Below are 18862 nucleotides of genomic sequence, written 5' to 3'. Positions count from 1 at the left end.
CCTCGGGGTCGGTTCCGGCCGCTCCCGCGGGAGTGGCCGAAAACAATCGGTTAAACCTCTCATCGGCGGCCGATTTTCGGCCCATTTCTTGGCGAGAGGTCATCTGTGTTCGATTGATTTGTAGCAGCCATCCGAGGCGACACGCCAAGAGAACCCCTCTTTGGGCCCCTCCGGCGGATCCCTTTATCAGGCAGGACGCCGGAACTGGAAATTCCGAATATCGCAGTCCGCTTAGCGCTCCTACCAGCACAGACGTCACCTTCGGTGACCGCAAGGAAAACCGCCCCTTTTTCGACGCACGCGATCGCCCGCTGTTAGGTTCGGCTGGATTACTCCATAGCGCGGGAACCTGTGAACCGCGCAACCAGAACCGGAGCGTTCGAATTTTGAAAAGATCCCAGGCGCACTTCATGCGTGCGCCTTTGAGACGTGTCTGGCGGTGGCCGATACCCCTGCTGGCCGTCGCCATGATGACGACGGGGCTGACCGCGCTGGATGCGGCAGCCGCCACCGGGCCCTCGCTGCCCGGCAAGCAGAAACTGGCCAAGGTCAGCGGCGAATCCGTCAAGGGCAAGCCCGCGGCGGGTCCCGCCGAATCGCAGACGAAGGCGTGGAAGGGCGCCCCGAAGGTCGCGTGGCCCGCGGCGGGCTCGGCCGAGATCACGCTGCCGACCGCGGCGGCCGCACCGGTCACCACACTGAAGTCGGCCTCCGGCGCGGCCTTCGGGGTCTCGGCCCCGGGGATCGCCGTACCCGGCCACGGGGTCAAGGCCGGCACGCTCCCCGTGTCGGTCGCCGCCGCGGCTCCCGCGAAGGCACCCGACGCCCTCCAGCGGTCGGCGGGCGCAGCGGCTCCGGCCGCCGGTGCCCCCACCGACGTCAAGCTGAAGGTCGACCTGCTCGACCAGGCCGCCGCCAAGCGGGCCGGCCTGGCGAACAGCCTGCTCCTCAATGTGAACCGCACCGACGCGGGCGGCTCGGCCGCCCCGGTCTCGGTGGAGCTCGACTACGCCGCGTTCAAGAACGCGTACGGCGGCAGCTGGGGCTCCCGCCTGCGCTTCACGGCGATCCCGACCTGTGCGCTGACCACCCCGCAGCTGGCCCAGTGCCAGGGCAGCCGTCCGGTCACCACGCAGAACAACCCGGAGACCGGCAAGCTCGTCGCCACCTTCGACGCCCCGGCCAAGGCCGCCCCGGCCGCTGTGGCCGCGGGCAAGTCCTTCCTGTCGGCCTCGGCCGCGGGCCCGGCCGCCGCCCCCGCCTCCAGCGGGATGACGCTGGCCGCCTCCCCGGGCGCCGACGGCGCGAACGGCACCTACAAGGCCACCTCCCTGAGCCCGTCGGGTTCCTGGCAGGCCGGCGGCTCCGCGGGTGACTTCTCCTGGTCCTACCCGCTGGACATCCCCGCCTCCCTGGGCGGGCCGAGCCCCTCGCTGTCGCTGGGCTACTCCAGCTCCAACATCGACGGCCGCACCAACGCCTCGTCCCAGCAGACCTCCTGGGTCGGCGACGGCTGGGACCTGGCCTCGAACTACATCGAGCGGGGCTACGTCCCGTGCAGCCAGGACAAGCGCAAGGACTCCGGGTACAACAACCCGAAGGACGACACGGGCGACCTCTGCCACGGCGCGCCGATGGTCACGATGTCACTGAACGGCGGCTCCACGCAGCTGGTCCTGGACGACACCACCAAGAAGTGGCGCCCGGCCAAGGACGACGGCTCCCGCATCGAGCTGCTCCAGGGCGCGCAGAACGGTGACAAGGAGGGTGACCACTGGCGGTTCACCAACCCGCAGGGCATCCAGTTCTACTTCGGTCTGAACAAGCTCTCGGGCTGGGCGGCGGGCAAGCCCGTCACCAACTCCACCTGGAACGTGCCGGTCTACGGCAACCACCCCGGTGAGCCCTGCTACACCGCGACCTTCGCCGACGCGGTCTGCGACCAGGCGTACCGCTGGAACCTCGACTACGTCGTGGACCCGCGCGGCAACGCGATGACCTACTGGTACCAGAAGGAGGTCAACCACTACGGCTCCAACTACAAGATCGCGGGTGGTTCGACCGCCCGCTCGTACGACCGGTCCGGCTGGCTCGACCACATCTCGTACGGTCTGCGCAGCGACAACCTGTTCGCCAACGCCCCGGCCCAGGTGAACTTCAAGGTCGCCGAACGCTGCCTCACCACGGCTACGTTCGACTGCGACCCGGCCAAGCTGAAGCCGGAGGTCGACTGGAACATCGCCAAGGAGTGGCCCGACACCCCCGGCGACCAGCTCTGCGCCGCGGGCGAGGAGTGCAAGGGCCGGTTCACCCCGACCTTCTTCACCCGCAAGCGGCTGACCGAGGTCAGCACCTTCGTGTGGAACGGCACCGCGCACAAGCCGGTCGACACCTGGGCGCTGACCCAGACGTTCCCCATGACCGGTGACGGCACGGACTACCCGCTGTGGCTCGCCGAGATCAAGCACTCCGGCAAGAACGGCGCACAGCTCGACCTGCCGCCGGTGAAGTTCCGCGGCAAGCAGCTCGACAACCGCGTCGACGGCCTGGGCGACGGCAAGCCCGCGTACCGCCGCTACCGGATCGAGGCGATCGACACCGAGACCGGCTCGACGATCCTGGCGCACTACAAGGACACCCAGTGCCGGGCCGCCGACCCGCGCGTGATGCCGGCCTCGCCGGAGACCAACACGCTGCGCTGCTTCCCGGTGGTCTCCGAGCTGCCGGATCCCACCGATCCGGCGCACGAGAGGAAGATCTACTCCACGGACTGGTTCCACAAGCACGTCGTGGACTGGGTCCAGGAGGACGACCGCAACGGCAACTCGCCGTCGCGGCGCACCGAGTACGAGTTCCTCGGCGACCCGGCGTGGGCGTTCGACGACGAGACCGAGATGATGCGCCCGAAGACGCGCACGTGGTCTCAGTGGCGCGGCTACGAGCGGGTCCGGACCTTCATCGGCCAGGCCCCGGACAAGCGCTCCATGACGGAGACGCTGTTCTTCCGCGGCCTCGACGGTGACCGGGCGACGCCCTCGGGCGGCACGCGGTCGGTCAAGGTCAAGGACTCCGAGGGCGTGGAGATGGCGGACCACCGCCTCTATGCCGGCCAGACCCGCGAGGTCCTGGCGTACAACGGCGAGGGCGGCGCCCTGGAGGCGGCGACCACGTACACGCCGTGGCTGCACGGGCCCACCGCGACCCGCCTGCGCAAGGGCGAGACGGCCGCGGAGGACATCGAGCCGCAGCAGGCCTTCGTCCAGCAGACCACCGGGGTCAACTCCCGGATCCTGCTGTCGGACGGCCGCGGCTGGCGCCGTACGGCGATGAAGACGGAGTACGACGACCGCGGCTTCGCGCAGTGGGTGTCGAACCTCGGCGACGTCGCCGATCCGTCCGACGACAGCTGCAGCCGCTACTGGTACGACTCGGACGAGAACCGCTGGATCATCGCCCGCCAGAAGCGCGTGGAGACGGTCGCCAAGGCCTGCGACGCCACCGGCGTGCAGAAGCCGGCGGACGTCACCTCGGACATCCGGATGAACTACGACGCGGCGGGCAACGTACAGTCCACCGAGTCACTGACCGGGTACTCCGGCAGCACCCCGCTCTACCAGGTGGACGGCAGCGCGACGTTCGACGCGTACGGCCGCCCGAAGACCAGCACGGACGTCTTCGGCAAGACCACGAAGCTGGACTACACGCCGGCGTCGGGCCAGATCGTCACCAAGGTCGTCACCACCAACTCCGCCGGTCACACCCAGACCACGGAGACCGACCAGGGCCGCGGCTCGATCCTGGCCAAGCAGGACACCAACGGCCGCCGCCAGGTGATGGAGTACGACTCCCTGGGCCGCCTGGTCAAGGTGTGGTCCCCGTCCCGCAACCCGGCGAACAAGTCGCCGAACGGCATGTTCTCGTACGACGTCCGCACCGACGGTCCGGTCGTCATCACCAACAAGGCGCTGCTGGACGACGGTAGCTACCGCACCAGCTACGACATCTACGACAGCAGTCTGAGGATCCGCCAGTCCCAGATGGAGGCCCTCGGGGGCGGTCGCGTCATCAGCGACACCTTCTACAACAGCCTGGGCCAGGTCTGGAAGAGCAACGGCGCGTACTACACGGCCGGTACCGCTTCGGGCGTGCAGTTCGCCCCGAAGGACAACGAGGTCCCGTCCTCGACGATGACCCAGTACGACGGCTCCGGCCGCTCGGTCGCCCAGATCTCGCGCAAGTTCGGCGAGGAGACCTCCCGGACGACCACCACGTACGGCGGCGACAACATCACCGTCGACCCGCCGAAGGGCGAGACCCCGACGCGGGCCTTCCTGGACGGCGCGGGCCGCAAGACGGAGCTGCGCTTCTTCCGCTCCGACTCGCCGACCGGCGCGTACGACAAGACGACGTACGCCTACAACCAGCGCGGCATGCTGGAGTCGGTCGTCAACCAGGCCGGCGACAAGTGGGCCTTCGAGTACGACATCCGCGGTCGCCAGACCAAGCAGACGGACCCTGACAAGGGCACGTCGACGACCACCTACGGCAAGGGCGACCGCGTCGAATCGGTCACCGAGGCCCGCGGCAAGGGCATCTTCCCTGAGTACGACGCGCTCGGCAGGGTCATCGCGACCCACGAGGGCTCGGCGACCGGTCCGAAGCTGACCTCGGCCACCTTCGACACCCTTCCGGGCGCTATCGGCCTTCCTGTGTCGTCGACCCGGTACGTGGACGGCAAGGCGTACACCCAGGAAGTCACGAGCTACGACACCGCGTACCGGCCGACTGGATCCAAGATCACGATCCCGTCCTCGGAAGGCGCACTCGCCGGTACGTACGAGTACACCACCGGCTACCGGGAGAACACCGGCCTGACCGAGTGGACGGAGCAGCCGGCTGTGGCCGGCCTGCCCATCGAGCTCACCGAGGTGCAATACAACCACTTCGAGCTGCCCACGATGATGGGCATCGAGGGGAAGACGTTCGTCGACAAGGTCGACTACTCGCCGATGGGCGACGTGCTCCGCACCTACGCGGGTCCTGCCGGATCCCAGGTGTACACGACGAACTTCTATGACGAGCAGACGCGCCGCCTCACGCGGACCGTCAATGACAAGGAGCAGTCGCCCGCCCGGATCAACGACACGTCGTTCAACTACGACGCCGTCGGCAACATCCTCAAGATCACCGACAAGGAGGGTCCGACCGCCACTGCCGACGTGCAGTGCTTCGCGTACGACTACCTGCGCCGGATGAACGAGGCCTGGACCGCGACGGACGACTGCGCGGCCCAGCCGAACGCGTCCGCCCCCGGTTCCAAGCCCCAGGTCGGCGGCCCGAACCCGTACTGGAGCTCGTACAGCTTCGACGCGGCGGGCAACCGCACGAAGGACGTCCAGCACTCCCCGACGGGTGATCCCACCAAGGACGTCACCCGCGCCTACACCTACGGCACGCCCGGACAGGCTGCCGCCAACGGCCTGAAGAAGGTCGACACCACCGGACCGGGCGGACCGCGGACCGAGTCGTACACCTACGACGCGGCGGGCAACACCAAGACCCGGACCATCCAGGGCGAGACGCAGACCCTGGACTGGAACAGCACCGGCCAGCTGGAAAAGGTCACGAAGGGCACGGACTCCACCGGGTTCGTCTACGACGCCGGCGGCAAGCGCCTGATCAAGCGCGACAAGACCGGCACTACGCTCTACCTGCCGGGCACCGAGGTCAAGCTGACGGCGGCGGGCAAGCTGGAGGGCACGCGCTATTACGCCCACCCGGCCGGCCCGACGATGGTCAAGACGGCCAAGGACGGCGTCATCACGACGTCGTACCTGATGGGCGACCAGAACGGCACGGCCACCACCGCGGTGGACTCCAAGACCTTCGCGGTCACCCGACGGAAGTTCACCCCGTACGGCGAGGTCCGCGGCGCGGCTCCATCCGCGTGGCCGGACAGGAAGTCGTTCGTCGGCGGTGAGCTGGACGAGTCCATCGGGACGGTCCACCTCGGTGCGCGTGAGTACGACCCGGCAACCGGCAGGTTCCTGTCGGTCGACCCCGTCATCGATTTCAACGAGCCCAAGCAGCAGAACCCGTACGTCTACGCGAACAACTCGCCGGTGACGTTCAGCGACCCCAGCGGCCTGTCGATCGCGCCTCCCACGATGCCGATCAAGGACTTCACGGACGCGGAGGCCGCCTGGGCGAACATGATCCAGGGCAAGAGCGCCCTGGACATCGCCCTCGAAGTCGCGATGGGCATCCTGAAGGACGTCTCGGGATACAACGACATCCGCGACTGCCTCGGCGGTTCATGGGGCGCCTGCGCCGGCCTCGCCTTGGACGCTGCACTGCCCTTCGCGGGCCGAGCCAAGCGGATCATCAAGGCACTGGACCGGGCCTGGGAAGCCTTCAACAGCTGGTCGCACAAACTCGCTCTGGCACGCGACATCCTCCGGCGGGTCGAGCACTACCAGCAGGCCATGGCCAAGTACGCCGAGGACCTGGCCGAGTGGAAACGCCAGATAGAGGAAGCCGCCGAACGCGCGAGAAAGCTGTTGGAGGAGGCCGCGGCGAAGCGAAGAGCCGCCCAGGAGGCAGCAGCCGCAGCAGCCAAGAAGGCCGACGAGGCCAAGGCGACGGCGGCCAAGCAGGGCAAGGCGTCGGCGACGAAGGCGAAGAAGGCCGACGGCGATGGCAAAGCCGCCAAGTCGAGTGAGACCAGTAAGGCCGACAGCCCGAAGAAGTCGACGGGCAAGGACAACGACAGTGGGGGCAACGGGGGTGACGGGGGCACGAAGGCCAGTGCCGACAACGCAGACAACCGACCCAACTTCATCTCCGAGGCAAAGGCACAACAGCATTTTGCCACCCACGTGTACGGCGTAAAGAGGACGAACACCGGCTTCAAGAACATAAAAGATGGCCCCGACATGCCCGAGTATCAAACCAAGGACGGGTACAACGATTATGTAGACCACGCCAGAACGTTCATGTCCGGGGACGCCAGATCTGGCGACCTCGTCGACGACGCCGGCTACCTGTACAGGATCGACGCCAAGAACGGGCTGTTCGGAATCAGAAACCCTGCCGGGGAAATCTCCACTTTCTTCCGCAGAACGAACGACGTCGTCGGATACTTGGCGACGCAGCATGCAAAGTACGGCGGAGCAATGGTGCCATAGACTGAAGCCGTAGTCGGGTGACCCATCCGACTACGGCTCTCAGCCGACCGATCCAAGGAGCATCACCAGATGGACTCAACCTTCGGATCCGAATTCATCGAGGTTTACCGGAGTATCTGGGGCCCCGGTAATGACGCCGGGGCGATCCATCCGTCATCGGACATCGAGGCGTGGCTGAGCTTCACAGAGGAATGCCGTTCGGGCTATCAAGATTCCTTGCCCGAATACGACTTCGAGCTGTATGTGAGAGACCGGCTACAAAAGGCGCTTGACAGTCCGGCATTGCGGAGGTGCGCGGAGTACGAATCGTTCCGGACCGCAGTTTCGCGCGCGGATGCGGAATTTCGCGATGTTACACCCGTGCCGATCGAGGTCGCAGATCCCGGCGCTCTCGGCTGGTGGCACGCGCGCGTGCCCGACAAGGCGGGGGCGGAGTTCGCGGACGATGTCAAAAGCAGGTTCGGCGTGACGATCGACATCGTGTAACACTCACGCAAGAGGCGCCATCGACATGGCTGGGCTGCGGCCTCCAAGCCCGAATTCATGGCTTGGAGGCCGCAGTCGACGGTCAGAGGCGGGACTACCGCCGCCGCATGTCCGCGACCCGGGCCCGCTCCCGCTCCCCCGGGTCCGACAGGGGCGAGGCGCTGCGGAGTTGGGCCGTCGGGGCGCCCCGGCGCTGGACCGGGAGGGGGGAGTCGCGGCGGGGCCTGCGGCCCGCCATGCCGTCGCCGTTCCCGCCGGGGGCCACCGCTCCGCCCGCCACCGTGATCTGGACGCCCTGGTCCGCCAGGGCCTGGAGCTCCGTGGCCGCGCGGTCGTCGTGCGGCGGGGGCTCGTCCGTCACCAGGCGGGTCATCACATCGGTCGGCACGGTCTGGAACATGGTGTCCGTGCCGAGCTTCGTGTGGTCCGCCAGGACGACGACCTCCGCCGCGGCCTGGACGAGCGCCCGGTCGACGCTCGCCGACAGCATGTTGGACGTCGACAGGCCGCGCTCGGCGGTCAGGCCGCTGCCCGACAGGAAGGCCCGGGAGACCCGGAGCCCCTGGAGGGACTGTTCGGCCCCGCTGCCCACGAGGGCGTAGTTGGACCCGCGCAGGGTGCCGCCGGTCATCACCACCTCCACCCGGTTGGCATGGGCCAGCGCCTGGGCGACGAGCAGCGAGTTGGTGACGACGGTCAGTCCGGGCACGCGGGCGAGCCTGCGGGCCAGCTCCTGGGTCGTGGTGCCCGCGCCGACGACGACGGCCTCGCCCTCTTCGACGAGGGAGGCCGCGACATCGGCGATGGCGGTCTTCTCCGCCGTCGCGAGATGGGACTTTTGCGGAAAGCCGGATTCACGGGTGAAACCGCCCGGCAGCACCGCACCGCCGTGTCGGCGGTCGAGGAGTCCTTCGGCCTCCAGTGCCCGCACGTCCCGCCGTACGGTCACTTCGGAGGTCTGGACGACGCGGGCGAGCTCCCGGAGCGATACCGCTCCGTTGGCCCGCACCATTTCGAGGATCAATTGGCGACGTTCTGCAGCGAACACGAAACTGACAGTAACCCCAATGACCGTCTACTTTCAGCTCCTTGCGCCGAAATACCGAAGTTGTCCATATGGCAGGGCTACTAGTGGTATACGCGGCCCGGGGGCTGGGTGAACATCGGGCCACGCGACGGCGCACCGCCCCAACACCCTTGCGGTGCGGGGCGGTTGGGGCCGGTCAGGCCTCTCCGGCGGCCTTCCGCGTGTGCAGCTGGCGGGCCACCTCGGCGATCGAACCCGACAGCGAGGGGTACACGGTGAACGCGTTTGCGATCTGCTCGACCGTCAGATTGTTGTCGACCGCGATCGAGATGGGGTGGATGAGCTCGCTCGCACGCGGGGAGACGACCACACCACCCACCACGATCCCGGTGCCCGGGCGGCAGAACAGCTTCACGAAGCCGTCCCGGATGCCCTGCATCTTGGCGCGCGGGTTGCGCAGCAGCGGCAGCTTCACCACACGGGCGTCGATCTTGCCGGCGTCCACGTCCGCCTGGGTGTAGCCGACGGTGGCGATCTCCGGGTCGGTGAAGACGTTCGAGGAGACCGTCTTCAGGTTCAGCGGGGCCACCGCGTCGCCCAGGAAGTGGTACATCGCGATGCGGCCCTGCATCGCCGCGACGGAGGCCAGCGCGAAGATCCCGGTGACGTCACCGGCGGCGTACACGCCCGGTGCGGAGGTGCGCGACACCTTGTCGGTCCAGATGTGACCGGAGTCCTTGAGCCGGACCCCGGACTCCTCCAGGTTCATGTTCTTGGTGTTGGGGATCGCGCCGACCGCCATCAGGCAGTGCGTGCCGGTCAGCACGCGGCCGTCGGAGAGGGTGACCTCCACCCGGTCGCCCACCCGCTTGGCGGATTCGGCGCGGGAGCGGCCGACGACGTTCATGCCGCGGCGCCGGAACACGTCCTCCAGCACGGCGGCGGCGTCGGGGTCCTCGCCCGGCAGCACGCGGTCGCGGGAGGAGACCAGCGTCACCCGGGAGCCGAGGGCCTGGTACGCGCCGGCGAACTCGGCGCCGGTCACACCGGAGCCGACCACGATGAGCTCCTCCGGGAGCTCGTCGAGGTCGTAGACCTGGGTCCAGTTCAGGATCCGCTCGCCGTCGGGCATCGCGTCCGGGATCTCGCGGGGGTGCCCGCCGGTCGCGATCAGTACGGCGTCCGCGGTCAGGATCGTCTCGGAGCCGTCGGCGGCGGTGACGATGACGTCACGTGTGCCGTCGATGCCCTGCGGCCCGCCGAGCTTGCCGCGGCCCCGCACCACGCGGGCGCCGGCCCGGGTCACGGAAGCGGTGATGTCGTGCGACTGGGCGAGCGCGAGGCGCTTGACGCGCCGGTTCACCTTGCCGAGGTCCACGCCGACGACGCGCGCGGCCTGCTCCAGGGGCGGGGTGTCGTCCGCGACGACGATGCCGAGCTCCTCGTACGACGAGTCGAAGGTCGTCATGACCTCGGCGGTCGCGATGAGCGTCTTGGACGGTACGCAGTCGGTCAGGACCGAGGCCCCGCCCAGACCGTCGCAGTCGACGACGGTCACCTCCGCGCCGAGCTGGGCCCCCACCAGGGCCGCCTCGTACCCGCCGGGTCCGCCGCCGATGATCACGATCCGGGTCACGAAAACTCCGCCTCACGTCTACCCGGCCGGCTGCCGCCCCGGCCGGTGTTCCGGGGGGTCTCCCCGGGGGATGCATTCCGTGCCCCATTGTCCCGCACGCTCCAAGGTGCTTCGCGCCCGGTCCCGCCATCCGTGCGCCATCCGGGCACGCGGCATCGGCCACCCCTCCCGTACCCTCGACCTCATGTCGCTCTACGCCGCGTACGCCGGCAACCTCGACCCGCGGCTGATGACGCGCCGCGCCCCCCATTCGCCGCTGCGCGGCACGGGCTGGATCAACGACTGGCGGCTGACCTTCGGCGGCGAGCAGATGGGCTGGGAGGGCGCGCTCGCCACGATCGTCGAAGCCCCGCGCCACCAGGTCTTCGTCGCCCTGTACGACATCGCGCCGCTGGACGAGGACTCGATGGACCGGTGGGAGGGCGTCGGGCTCGACATCTACCGCCGCATGCGGGTGCGCGTGCACACGCTGGACGGCGAGGAAGCCGCCTGGTGCTACGTCCTCAACGGCTACGAGGGCGGCCTGCCCTCGGCGCGCTACCTGGGCGAGATCGCCGACGCCGCCGAGTCCGCCGGCGCCCCGCACGACTACGTGATGGAACTCCGCAAGCGGCCCTGCTGAGGCGCTCCAGCCCCGCCGGCGTTTGAGGCGCTCTTTCAGCCCCGCCGGCGTTTGAGGCGTGGGGGTCCCCCCGGACGGAGTCTGGGGGAGGGTCCGGGGCGGAGCCCCGGCAACGGCGCGGCACGGGCACACGGCCCTCCGCACCCCTCGGGGACGATTCGGCGGAAACGACAAGGCAACGATCCGAACACCGTGAGCTGTGCCATCTACGCGCGTAGGCATTGAGCGGCTACGCTCTTCCGCGTGAACGCATCTGTTACCGACCCCTTCGCCGACGCCGCAGCCGCAGCGGCCCGACTGCGCGAGCTGACCGGCGCGGAATCCCACGATGTGGCCCTGGTCATGGGCTCCGGCTGGGCTCCCGCCGCAGAGGCCCTCGGCGCCCCCGAGGCCGAGTTCCCGGTCACCGAACTGCCCGGATTCCCGCCCCCCGCCGTCGAGGGCCACGGCGGCAAGATCCGCTCGTACAAGATCGGCGACAAGCGCGCGCTGCTCTTCCTCGGCCGGACCCACTACTACGAGGGCCGTGGCGTCGCCGCCGTCGCCCACGGCGTGCGCACCGCCGTCGCCGCCGGCTGCAAGACCGTCGTCCTCACCAACGGCTGCGGCGGTCTGCGCGAGGGCATGAAGCCCGGCCAGCCGGTGCTGATCAGCGACCACCTCAACCTGACGGCCACCTCGCCGATCGTGGGCGCGAACTTCGTGGACCTCACCGACCTCTACTCGCCCCGCCTGCGCGCGATGTGCAAGGAGATCGACGAGACCCTCGAAGAGGGCGTCTACGTCCAGTTCCCCGGCCCGCACTACGAGACCCCGGCCGAGATCAACATGATCCGCGTCATGGGCGCCGACCTGGTCGGCATGTCCACCGTGCTGGAGGCCATCGCCGCCCGTGAGGCCGGCGCCGAGGTGCTCGGCATCTCCCTGGTCACCAACCTGGCGGCGGGCATCTCCGGCGAGCCGCTGAACCACGAAGAGGTGCTCCAGGCCGGCCGCGACTCGGCCGCGCGCATGGGCAAGCTGCTGACCCAGGTCCTCGCCCGCATCTGAGGCATCGGCACCGTACGAGAGACAAGGCGGAAGTAGTGCAGGAACAGGACGACCTGATCACCCGGGCCCAGGCCTGGCTGGCGGAGGACCCGGACCCCGAGACCGCGGCCGAGCTCGCCGCGCTCATCGAGGCGGGCGACACGGCGGAACTCGCGGACCGTTTCTCCGGCACCCTCCAGTTCGGCACCGCCGGACTGCGCGGTGAGATCGGCGCGGGCCCGATGCGGATGAACCGCAGCGTGGTCATCCGGGCCGCGGCGGGCCTCGCGGCCTACCTGAAGGCCCAGGGCCACGACGGCGGCCTGGTCGTCGTGGGCTACGACGCGCGCTACAAGTCGGCGGACTTCGCCCGCGACACCGCGGCCGTCATGACCGGCGCCGGGCTGCGCGCGGCCGTCCTGCCCCGCCCGCTGCCGACGCCCGTCCTCGCCTACGCCATAAGGCACCTGGGCGCCGTCGCCGGCGTCGAGGTGACCGCGAGCCACAACCCGCCCCGGGACAACGGCTACAAGGTCTACCTCGGCGACGGCTCGCAGATCGTCTCCCCGGCGGACGCCGAGATCGCCGGGCACATCGCCCGCGTCGACACGCTCGCGTCCGTACCCCGTCCCCAGGACGGCTGGCTCCAGCTCGACGAAGAGGTCCTGGAGGCCTACCTGGCCCGTACGGACGTCGTCCTGACCCCCGGGTCCCCCCGGGGCGTACGGACCGTCTACACGGCCATGCACGGCGTCGGCAAGGAGGTCGTCATGGCGGCCTTCGCCCGGGCCGGCTTCCCGACCCCGGTCCTGGTGGCCGAGCAGGCGGAGCCGGACCCGGCCTTCCCGACGGTGGCCTTCCCCAACCCGGAGGAGCCGGGCGCGATGGACCTGGCCTTCGCGAAGGCCGCCGAGGTCCGCCCGGACATCGTGATCGCGAACGACCCGGACGCGGACCGCTGCGCGGTGGCCGTCCCGGACGATTCCGCCCCCTCGGGCTGGCGGATGCTGCGCGGCGACGAGGTCGGCGCGCTGCTGGCGGAGCACCTGGTCCACAAGGGCGCGCGGGGCACCTTCGCGGAGTCCATCGTCTCCTCCAGCCTCCTGGGCCGGATCGCGGAGGCGGCGGGCGTCGGCTACGAGGAGACCCTCACGGGCTTCAAGTGGATCGCCCGTGTGGAGGGCCTGCGCTACGGCTACGAGGAGGCGCTCGGCTACTGCGTGGACCCCGAGGGCGTCCGCGACAAGGACGGCGTCACCGCCGCCCTGCTGGTGGCCGAACTGGCCTCGGAGCTCAAGGAGCAGGGCCGCACGCTGACCGACCTGCTGGACGACCTGGCGATGGCCCACGGCCTGCACGCCACCGACCAGCTGTCGGTCCGCGTCTCGGACCTGTCGGTGATCGCCTCGGCGATGGCCGCGCTCCGCGCGGAGCCGCCGACGTCCCTGGCGGGCCTGCGCGTCACTTCGGCGGAGGACCTGTCGGTCGGCTCGGCCGCCCTCCCTCCGACGGACGGCCTGCGCTACTACCTGGACGGCGACTACAAGGCCCGGGTGATCGTCCGCCCGTCGGGCACGGAGCCGAAGCTGAAGTGCTACCTGGAGGTGGTGGTCCCGGTCCCCGAGGCCTCCGACCTCGCCTCGTCCCGCACCCGCGGCCAGGAGATCCTGGACGCGATCAAGAAGGACCTGGCCGCAGCGGCCGGCATCTGATTTCCCCGGCGCCGCTCGCACGGCTCGGCCCTGGCGGGCCTCCCCGGCTTCGCGCCGCTGCGCCGGACTCCGTCCGGCGGCCCGGTAGTCCCGACGGCCCCCTGAGCACGAGCTCGGGGGGCCGTCGGCGTGTCCGGGGCCCTGCGGGGCTGTCCCCCACCCCGCCCTTCCACCGTTCCCCGGGCTCTGCCCGGACCCGCGCCTCAAACGCCGACGAGGCTGAAAACCAGCCCCGCCGGCGTTCCAGGCACAGGGTCCAAGGCAGCGCCCGAACTTCAGCCCCGCCGGCGCTTGAGGCGCGGGGTCCGGGGCAGCGCCCCGATCTCCAGCCCCGCCGGCGCTTGAGGGGCGGGGTCCGGGGCAGCGCCCCGATCTCCAGCCCCGCCGGCGCTTGAGGGGCGGGGTCCGGGGCGGAGCCCCGATCTTTCAGCCCCGCCGGCGTTCCAGGCACAGGGTCCAAGGCAGCGCCGAACTTCAGCCCCGCCGGCGCTTGAGGCGCGGGGTCCGGGGCCGAGCCCCGGCAGCGGGGGTGCGCCCGTGCGGCGGGGCGGCCGTCAGGTGCCGGTCCTCGGGCGGACGATCTCGCCGAGCGTCGGCACCGACTCCGGCCGCGACCGCACCGCGTCCGTGCACTCCCACGCCCGCGGCGGATCCTCGTCCGGCCCGCCCAGGACCACCGGTCCGCGCCCCTTCGACACCACCTCGTTGCCCGCCAGCGTGCACACCAGCTGCGACAGCGCCACCGGCGGCAGATCCTCCGGCTTGCGGCTCAGCCGCACCGTGCCCGCCGGGTCACCCGCCCGCGGCTGGACCGCCCCCAGTCCGTCCGGAACCAGGGTCGTGAAGCCGGAGTCCCGCTCCTCCGTACTCGGCGACCGCTCCAGCGCCTCCAGCAGCGCCTGCGCGACCAGCGCCACGGGGTCCCGCAGGAGCTTCTTCTCGGGCACCGGAACCACTCGCTCCACGCCCACCAGCTGCGATCCGCAGACCAGTTCCACCGTGGCCCGGAAGCCCTGCGTGCCACCCTGCCCGCTGGGCTGCGCCGGGGTGTCGCACGACACCCGGGACGGCGCCGCGCCCACGTCCACCGGCACGGTCGTCGCCCGGATCCCGCACCCCGACGTCGCGAACAGCGCGATCGAGACGACCGGCACCAGCACGACCGGCAGAGCCCTACACATCGCCGTCACCCGCGATCACCTTCCCCACGTCCACGGGCAACCGCAGCGTGAACAGCGCCCCGCCGCCCGCCACGTTCGCGGCGGTGATGTCGCCGCCGTGGATGTGCGCGTTCTCCATGGCGATCGACAGGCCCAGCCCGCTCCCGTCCGACTTCGGCCGCGACGCGCTCGCCTTGTAGAACCGGTCGAAGACGTGCGGGAGCACGTCCTCGGGAATGCCCGGCCCGTTGTCCTGCACCGCGATCACCAGCCACTCCCCCTCCACGGCCACCGACACCCGTACCGGCGAGCCGCCGTGCTTGAGCGCGTTGCCGATCAGGTTGGCCAGGATGACGTCGAGGCGGCGCGGGTCGAGCCGGGCCACGATGCCCCGCTCGGCGTCGAGTTCGACCGCGTCGAGCCAGGCTCGCGCGTCGATGCAGGCCGTGACCTGGTCGGCGACGTTCACATCGTCCAGCACCAGCCGGGCCGTACCCGCGTCGAAGCGGGTGACCTCCATCAGGTTCTCCACCAGGTCGTTGAGGCGGCGGGTCTCGCTGACGACGAGCGCCACCGCCGGTGCGATCATCGGATCGAGGTCGTCGACCTCCTCCTCCAGCACCTCCGACACCGCCGTCAACGCGGTCAGCGGCGTGCGCAGTTCGTGCGACATGTCCGCGACGAAGCGCCGGCTCGCCTCCTCCCGCGCGCTCATGTCGGCGACCTTCTTCTCCAGCGCCTCCGCCGTCTTGTTGAAGGTGTGCGACAGGTCGGCGAGTTCGTCCGTCCCCGACACGTCGAGCCGGTGGTCCAGTTCGCCCTCGCCGAGCCGGCGCGCCGCGTCTCCCAGCCTCTGTACGGGCTTGAGTACGGTCCGGGCCGCGGCCTGCGCGAGCAGCGCGGAGCCGAGCAGCGCGAGACAGGTCGCGATCGTCAGCGACCAGCCGAGCGCGTTCAGGTCGTCCCGCTCCTGGGCGAGCGACTTGTACATGTAGCCGGTCGGCCCGCCGCCCACGATCCGCGTCCCGCCGACCAGGTACGGATTGCCGCGCGGCTTCGTCCGCTGCCAGTACATGTGGTACTCGGAGTCGTTGGCCGAGGTCGTCTTCTGCCGGTCGTTCACCGCGTCCTGAAGGGACCTGGGTACGTCGGCCAGCCCGAAGGTGTCGGGCCCGGCCGCGCCGAACACCTCGCGCTTGTCCTTGCCCTCGTGCACCAGCAGCACGCTGTAGCCGGGGCTGCTGCCCGCCATCAGCTCGGCGGTGCGCTGCAACTCCTCCGACGTCGGGTCGGCGGGCAGCGCGGCGGCCCGGTTCTGCATCTCCTGCCGGAAGTCGCCGAGGGCGGCGTCCTGGGTACGGGTGAGGACCGCTTCGCGGTTGAGCCAGTACGCGATCCCGGACGCGGAGACCGCGGCTGTCAGGGCCACCAGGACGAAGACGAAGAGGAGCCGCAGCCGCAGGCTGGTCCAGCGCCGGCCCGCGAGCAACGCGCGGATCACTGCGGCGAGTCCAGGCGGTAGCCGACGCCCCGGACCGTACGGATCAGGGTGGGCGAGGACGGCACGTCCTCGACCTTGGCCCGCAGCCGCTGCACGCAGGCGTCGACGAGCCGCGAGTCACCGAGGTAGTCGTGCTCCCACACCAGCCGCAGCAACTGCTGGCGCGACAGCGCCTGCCCGGGCCGGCGGCTCAGTTCGAGCAGCAGCCGCAGCTCGGTCGGGGTGAGCTGGAGGTCCTCGCCGTTCTTGGTCACCGTCATGGCGGACCGGTCGATGACGAGGGAGCCGAAGCTGGCGGAGTCGTTCGACTCGCGCTCGCCGCGGCGCAGCACGGCCCGGATGCGGGCGTCGAGGACCCGGCCCTGGACCGGCTTGACCACGTAGTCGTCGGCTCCGGACTCCAGGCCGACGACGACATCGATGTCGTCGTTGCGCGCGGTGAGCAGGATGATCGGCAGCTGGTCGGTGCGGCGGATCCTCCGGCACACCTCGAAACCGTCGATCCCGGGCAACATCACGTCCAGCACGATCAGATCCGGCCGCTGCTCGCGCAGCAGTTTCAGGCCGTCCTCGCCCGTCGCCGCGGTGGCCACACGGTGGCCCTGGCGAGACAGGGAGAGTTCGAGGGCCGTGCGGATGGCGTCGTCGTCCTCGATCAGCAACAGGAAAGGCACGGGCTCATTCTGTCCCATCGGCCGTCGGGAGTTCGACCGTCAGAAGGACGCGATCTCTACGGAGATCTCACAGGGGTCGCTGTGACAGGCCTGTGACAGTCGACGGACACCCCGGTTAAGTCCGCCGGGCAGGCTTCTGTCATCGCACAACGGACCGAAGCAGACACACTCCACGACGGGGGGCGCGAGATGAACACGCTGCACAGCACCACGACCAGCGCGGTTGTCACGCGGCTGCACGATGTGAACCGCCGGGCGGGTGTCCGTACGGTGGCGGTCGCCCGTCCCCGGCCGGCCCACGTCGTAGCCATTGACGCAAACCAGTACCAGGCGGTTCCCGCACAGTCCGCCCCGTCCTCGACGTCCGAGGCCGAGTTCACGGCGTACGTGCAGGAGCGCCGGGCCGCCCTCTACGCGACGGCCTTCCACCTCACCGGCGACCGCTACGAGGCCGAGGACCTGCTGCAGAGCGCGCTGTTCTCCACGTACCGCGCCTGGGACCGGATCAGCGACAAGGCGGCCGTCGGCGGCTACCTCCGTCGCACCATGACCAACCTGCACATCAGCGCGTGGCGTCGGCGGAAGCTGAACGAGTACCCGACGGAGGAGCTGCCGGAGACGGCCTCCGACACGGACGCGATGCGCGGTACGGAGCTTCGCGCGGTGCTGTGGCAGGCGCTGGCCCGCATCCCGGAGCCGCAGCGCACGATGCTGGTGCTGCGCTACTACGAGGGCCGCACGGACCCGGAGATCGCGGAGATCCTCGGGATCAGCGTCGGCACGGTGAAGTCGAGCATCTGGCGCTCGCTGCGGCGCCTGCGGGACGACGAGGCGCTGAGCTTCGGCGCCGACGAGGCGGAGTCCTTCGAGGAGCTCGTCGCCTGACGGACCAACGGCCGGGGGGCCGTCCTACGGGGGTGGGACGGTGGCCATGGGGGGAAAGGGCGGGATCAGTCGGCCGGGGGTCCGACTGATCCCGCCTTTTCGCGTCACATCCAGCCCCGCCGGCGTTTGAGGCGCGGGGGCCGGGGCGGAGCCCCGATCTTTCAGCCCGCCGGCGTTTGAGGCGCGGGGGGCCGGGGCAGCGCCCCCGGCAACGGCGCTACGCCGACGCGGCGGCGCGGTGGCGGCCCGCCGCAGCGGCGGCCAGCCGGCCCAGCGCCTCGTCGCGCCCGCAGGCGTACGCGCCGAGCGCGACGTGCCGGGCCACGATGCCCCGCTCGGCGCGCATGAGCCGCCAGCCCCTGCGCAGCAGGAAGAGCACCGACTTGCGACCCTCCCGCAGATCACGGGCCAGGCGCCGCCGGAAGGTGGTCGACGGCCGCCCCCGCAGGCAGATGGCGTCGCCGAGCAGCCCCAGCTCCTGGCAACGGGCCGCGATGTCGGCGGCGAAGATCCCCTCCGCGATGAACAGCGGGGTGCGGGAGATGTCCAGCGCCTCCGTGCCCGTACGGGAGCTGGTCGCGATGTCGTAGACCGGGACCTCCGTGCGGCCGGTCCGGCACAGCTCGGCGATGGCCGCGACGGCGACGTCCGCGTCCCACGACAGCGGGGAGTCCCAGTCGATGTCGGAGCTGCCTTCGACCGTGGGGAGGGTGGGGTCGTCGCCCTCCTTGTAGAAGTCGTCCAGGCGCAGCACGGGCAGGCCCGAACGGGCGGCCAGCGAGGACTTGCCGGAACCCGAAGGCCCGGTCAACAGGACGACACGCGTAGGCAAAGGAGAAGAACAGCTCACGGGACACCAGTGTGAACCATTCCCCCGGGTAGGGGATCCTCCCGGTGACCGGTTGGTATCCAGGATCACACCTCGACTACGCTGCGTGCGCAC

General features: G+C 70.2%; 12 protein-coding genes. 6 read left to right on the top strand and 6 right to left on the bottom strand.

Annotated features, from left to right (window positions below):
* The first annotated feature begins 422 nt into the window (after positions 1-422).
* A complete protein-coding gene (locus tag ACZ45T_RS01265) occupies positions 423-7187 on the top strand; it encodes an RHS repeat domain-containing protein (RefSeq protein ID WP_468436148.1) in 6765 nt (2254 codons plus the stop codon).
* Between the two features lie 69 nt (positions 7188-7256).
* Positions 7257-7673: a hypothetical protein gene (locus ACZ45T_RS01260; protein ID WP_468436146.1), complete on the top strand. Its 417-nt coding sequence runs from the start codon at positions 7257-7259 to the stop codon at positions 7671-7673.
* A 94-nt stretch (positions 7674-7767) separates the two neighbouring features.
* Here the strand turns inward: ACZ45T_RS01260 and ACZ45T_RS01255 are convergent, their stop codons facing one another.
* Positions 7768-8721 carry a DeoR/GlpR family DNA-binding transcription regulator gene (locus tag ACZ45T_RS01255; protein ID WP_468436144.1) on the bottom strand — a complete coding sequence of 318 codons (954 nt, stop codon included), beginning with the start codon at positions 8719-8721 and terminating at the stop codon, positions 7768-7770.
* Between the two features lie 175 nt (positions 8722-8896).
* A complete protein-coding gene (locus ACZ45T_RS01250) occupies positions 8897-10336 on the bottom strand; it encodes an NAD(P)H-quinone dehydrogenase (RefSeq protein ID WP_468436142.1) in 1440 nt (479 codons plus the stop codon).
* A 184-nt stretch (positions 10337-10520) separates the two neighbouring features.
* Here ACZ45T_RS01250 and ACZ45T_RS01245 point away from each other — a divergent pair, with 184 nt between their 5' ends.
* From ACZ45T_RS01245 to ACZ45T_RS01235, 3 genes are all read left to right on the top strand, one after another.
* Entirely contained in the window at positions 10521-10958 is a 438-nt protein-coding gene (locus ACZ45T_RS01245) for a gamma-glutamylcyclotransferase family protein (RefSeq protein WP_360897425.1), read from the top strand.
* Between the two features lie 243 nt (positions 10959-11201).
* On the top strand, positions 11202-12008 hold the full coding sequence (locus tag ACZ45T_RS01240) for a purine-nucleoside phosphorylase (RefSeq protein WP_468436140.1): 807 nt from the start codon (positions 11202-11204) through the stop codon (positions 12006-12008).
* Positions 12009-12043: 35 nt separating this feature from the next.
* Positions 12044-13699: a phospho-sugar mutase gene (locus tag ACZ45T_RS01235; RefSeq protein WP_468436137.1), complete on the top strand. Its 1656-nt coding sequence runs from the start codon at positions 12044-12046 to the stop codon at positions 13697-13699.
* Between the two features lie 554 nt (positions 13700-14253).
* On the opposite strand, the gene ACZ45T_RS01230 is transcribed toward ACZ45T_RS01235, so the two are convergent.
* From ACZ45T_RS01230 to afsQ1, 3 genes are read right to left on the bottom strand one after another with little or no spacing between them, the layout of a single operon-like run.
* Complete coding sequence (locus ACZ45T_RS01230; RefSeq protein ID WP_468436994.1) at positions 14254-14880, bottom strand: hypothetical protein; 627 nt, start codon at positions 14878-14880, stop codon at positions 14254-14256.
* A complete protein-coding gene (locus ACZ45T_RS01225) occupies positions 14873-16360 on the bottom strand; it encodes a sensor histidine kinase (RefSeq protein ID WP_468436135.1) in 1488 nt (495 codons plus the stop codon). The genes ACZ45T_RS01230 and ACZ45T_RS01225 overlap by 8 nt, the downstream gene beginning before the upstream one ends.
* Positions 16357-17034 (bottom strand): two-component system response regulator AfsQ1, encoded by a 678-nt coding sequence (gene afsQ1, locus ACZ45T_RS01220; protein WP_468436133.1) that lies wholly within the window; start codon positions 17032-17034, stop codon positions 16357-16359. Before afsQ1 ends, ACZ45T_RS01225 begins: the two co-directional genes overlap by 4 nt.
* 189 nt (positions 17035-17223) lie before the next feature.
* Between afsQ1 and ACZ45T_RS01215 the strand changes: the two genes are divergently transcribed.
* Positions 17224-17919, top strand: a complete 696-nt coding sequence (locus tag ACZ45T_RS01215) for a SigE family RNA polymerase sigma factor (protein ID WP_468436131.1) — start codon at positions 17224-17226, stop codon at positions 17917-17919.
* Between the two features lie 217 nt (positions 17920-18136).
* Here the strand turns inward: ACZ45T_RS01215 and ACZ45T_RS01210 are convergent, their stop codons facing one another.
* Positions 18137-18835, bottom strand: a complete 699-nt coding sequence (locus ACZ45T_RS01210; RefSeq protein WP_468436992.1) for a uridine kinase family protein — start codon at positions 18833-18835, stop codon at positions 18137-18139.
* Positions 18836-18862 lie beyond the last annotated feature (27 nt).

Source organism: Streptomyces sp. NPDC030995 (assembly GCF_055571215.1).
The sequence above is the reverse complement of the archived record's forward strand: the minus strand, read 5'-3'. Positions and strand labels throughout refer to the sequence as shown.

Bases quoted from the DNA above. Each gene is read 5' to 3' on its own strand.
- ACZ45T_RS01245 (WP_360897425.1), top strand. From the start codon at position 10,521: ATGTCGCTCTACGCCGCGTACGCCGGCAACCTCGACCCGCGGCTGATG.
- ACZ45T_RS01260 (WP_468436146.1), top strand. From the start codon at position 7,257: ATGGACTCAACCTTCGGATCCGAATTCATCGAGGTTTACCGGAGTATC.
- ACZ45T_RS01215 (WP_468436131.1), top strand. From the start codon at position 17,224: ATGAACACGCTGCACAGCACCACGACCAGCGCGGTTGTCACGCGGCTG.
- ACZ45T_RS01230 (WP_468436994.1), bottom strand. From the start codon at position 14,880: ATGTGTAGGGCTCTGCCGGTCGTGCTGGTGCCGGTCGTCTCGATCGCG.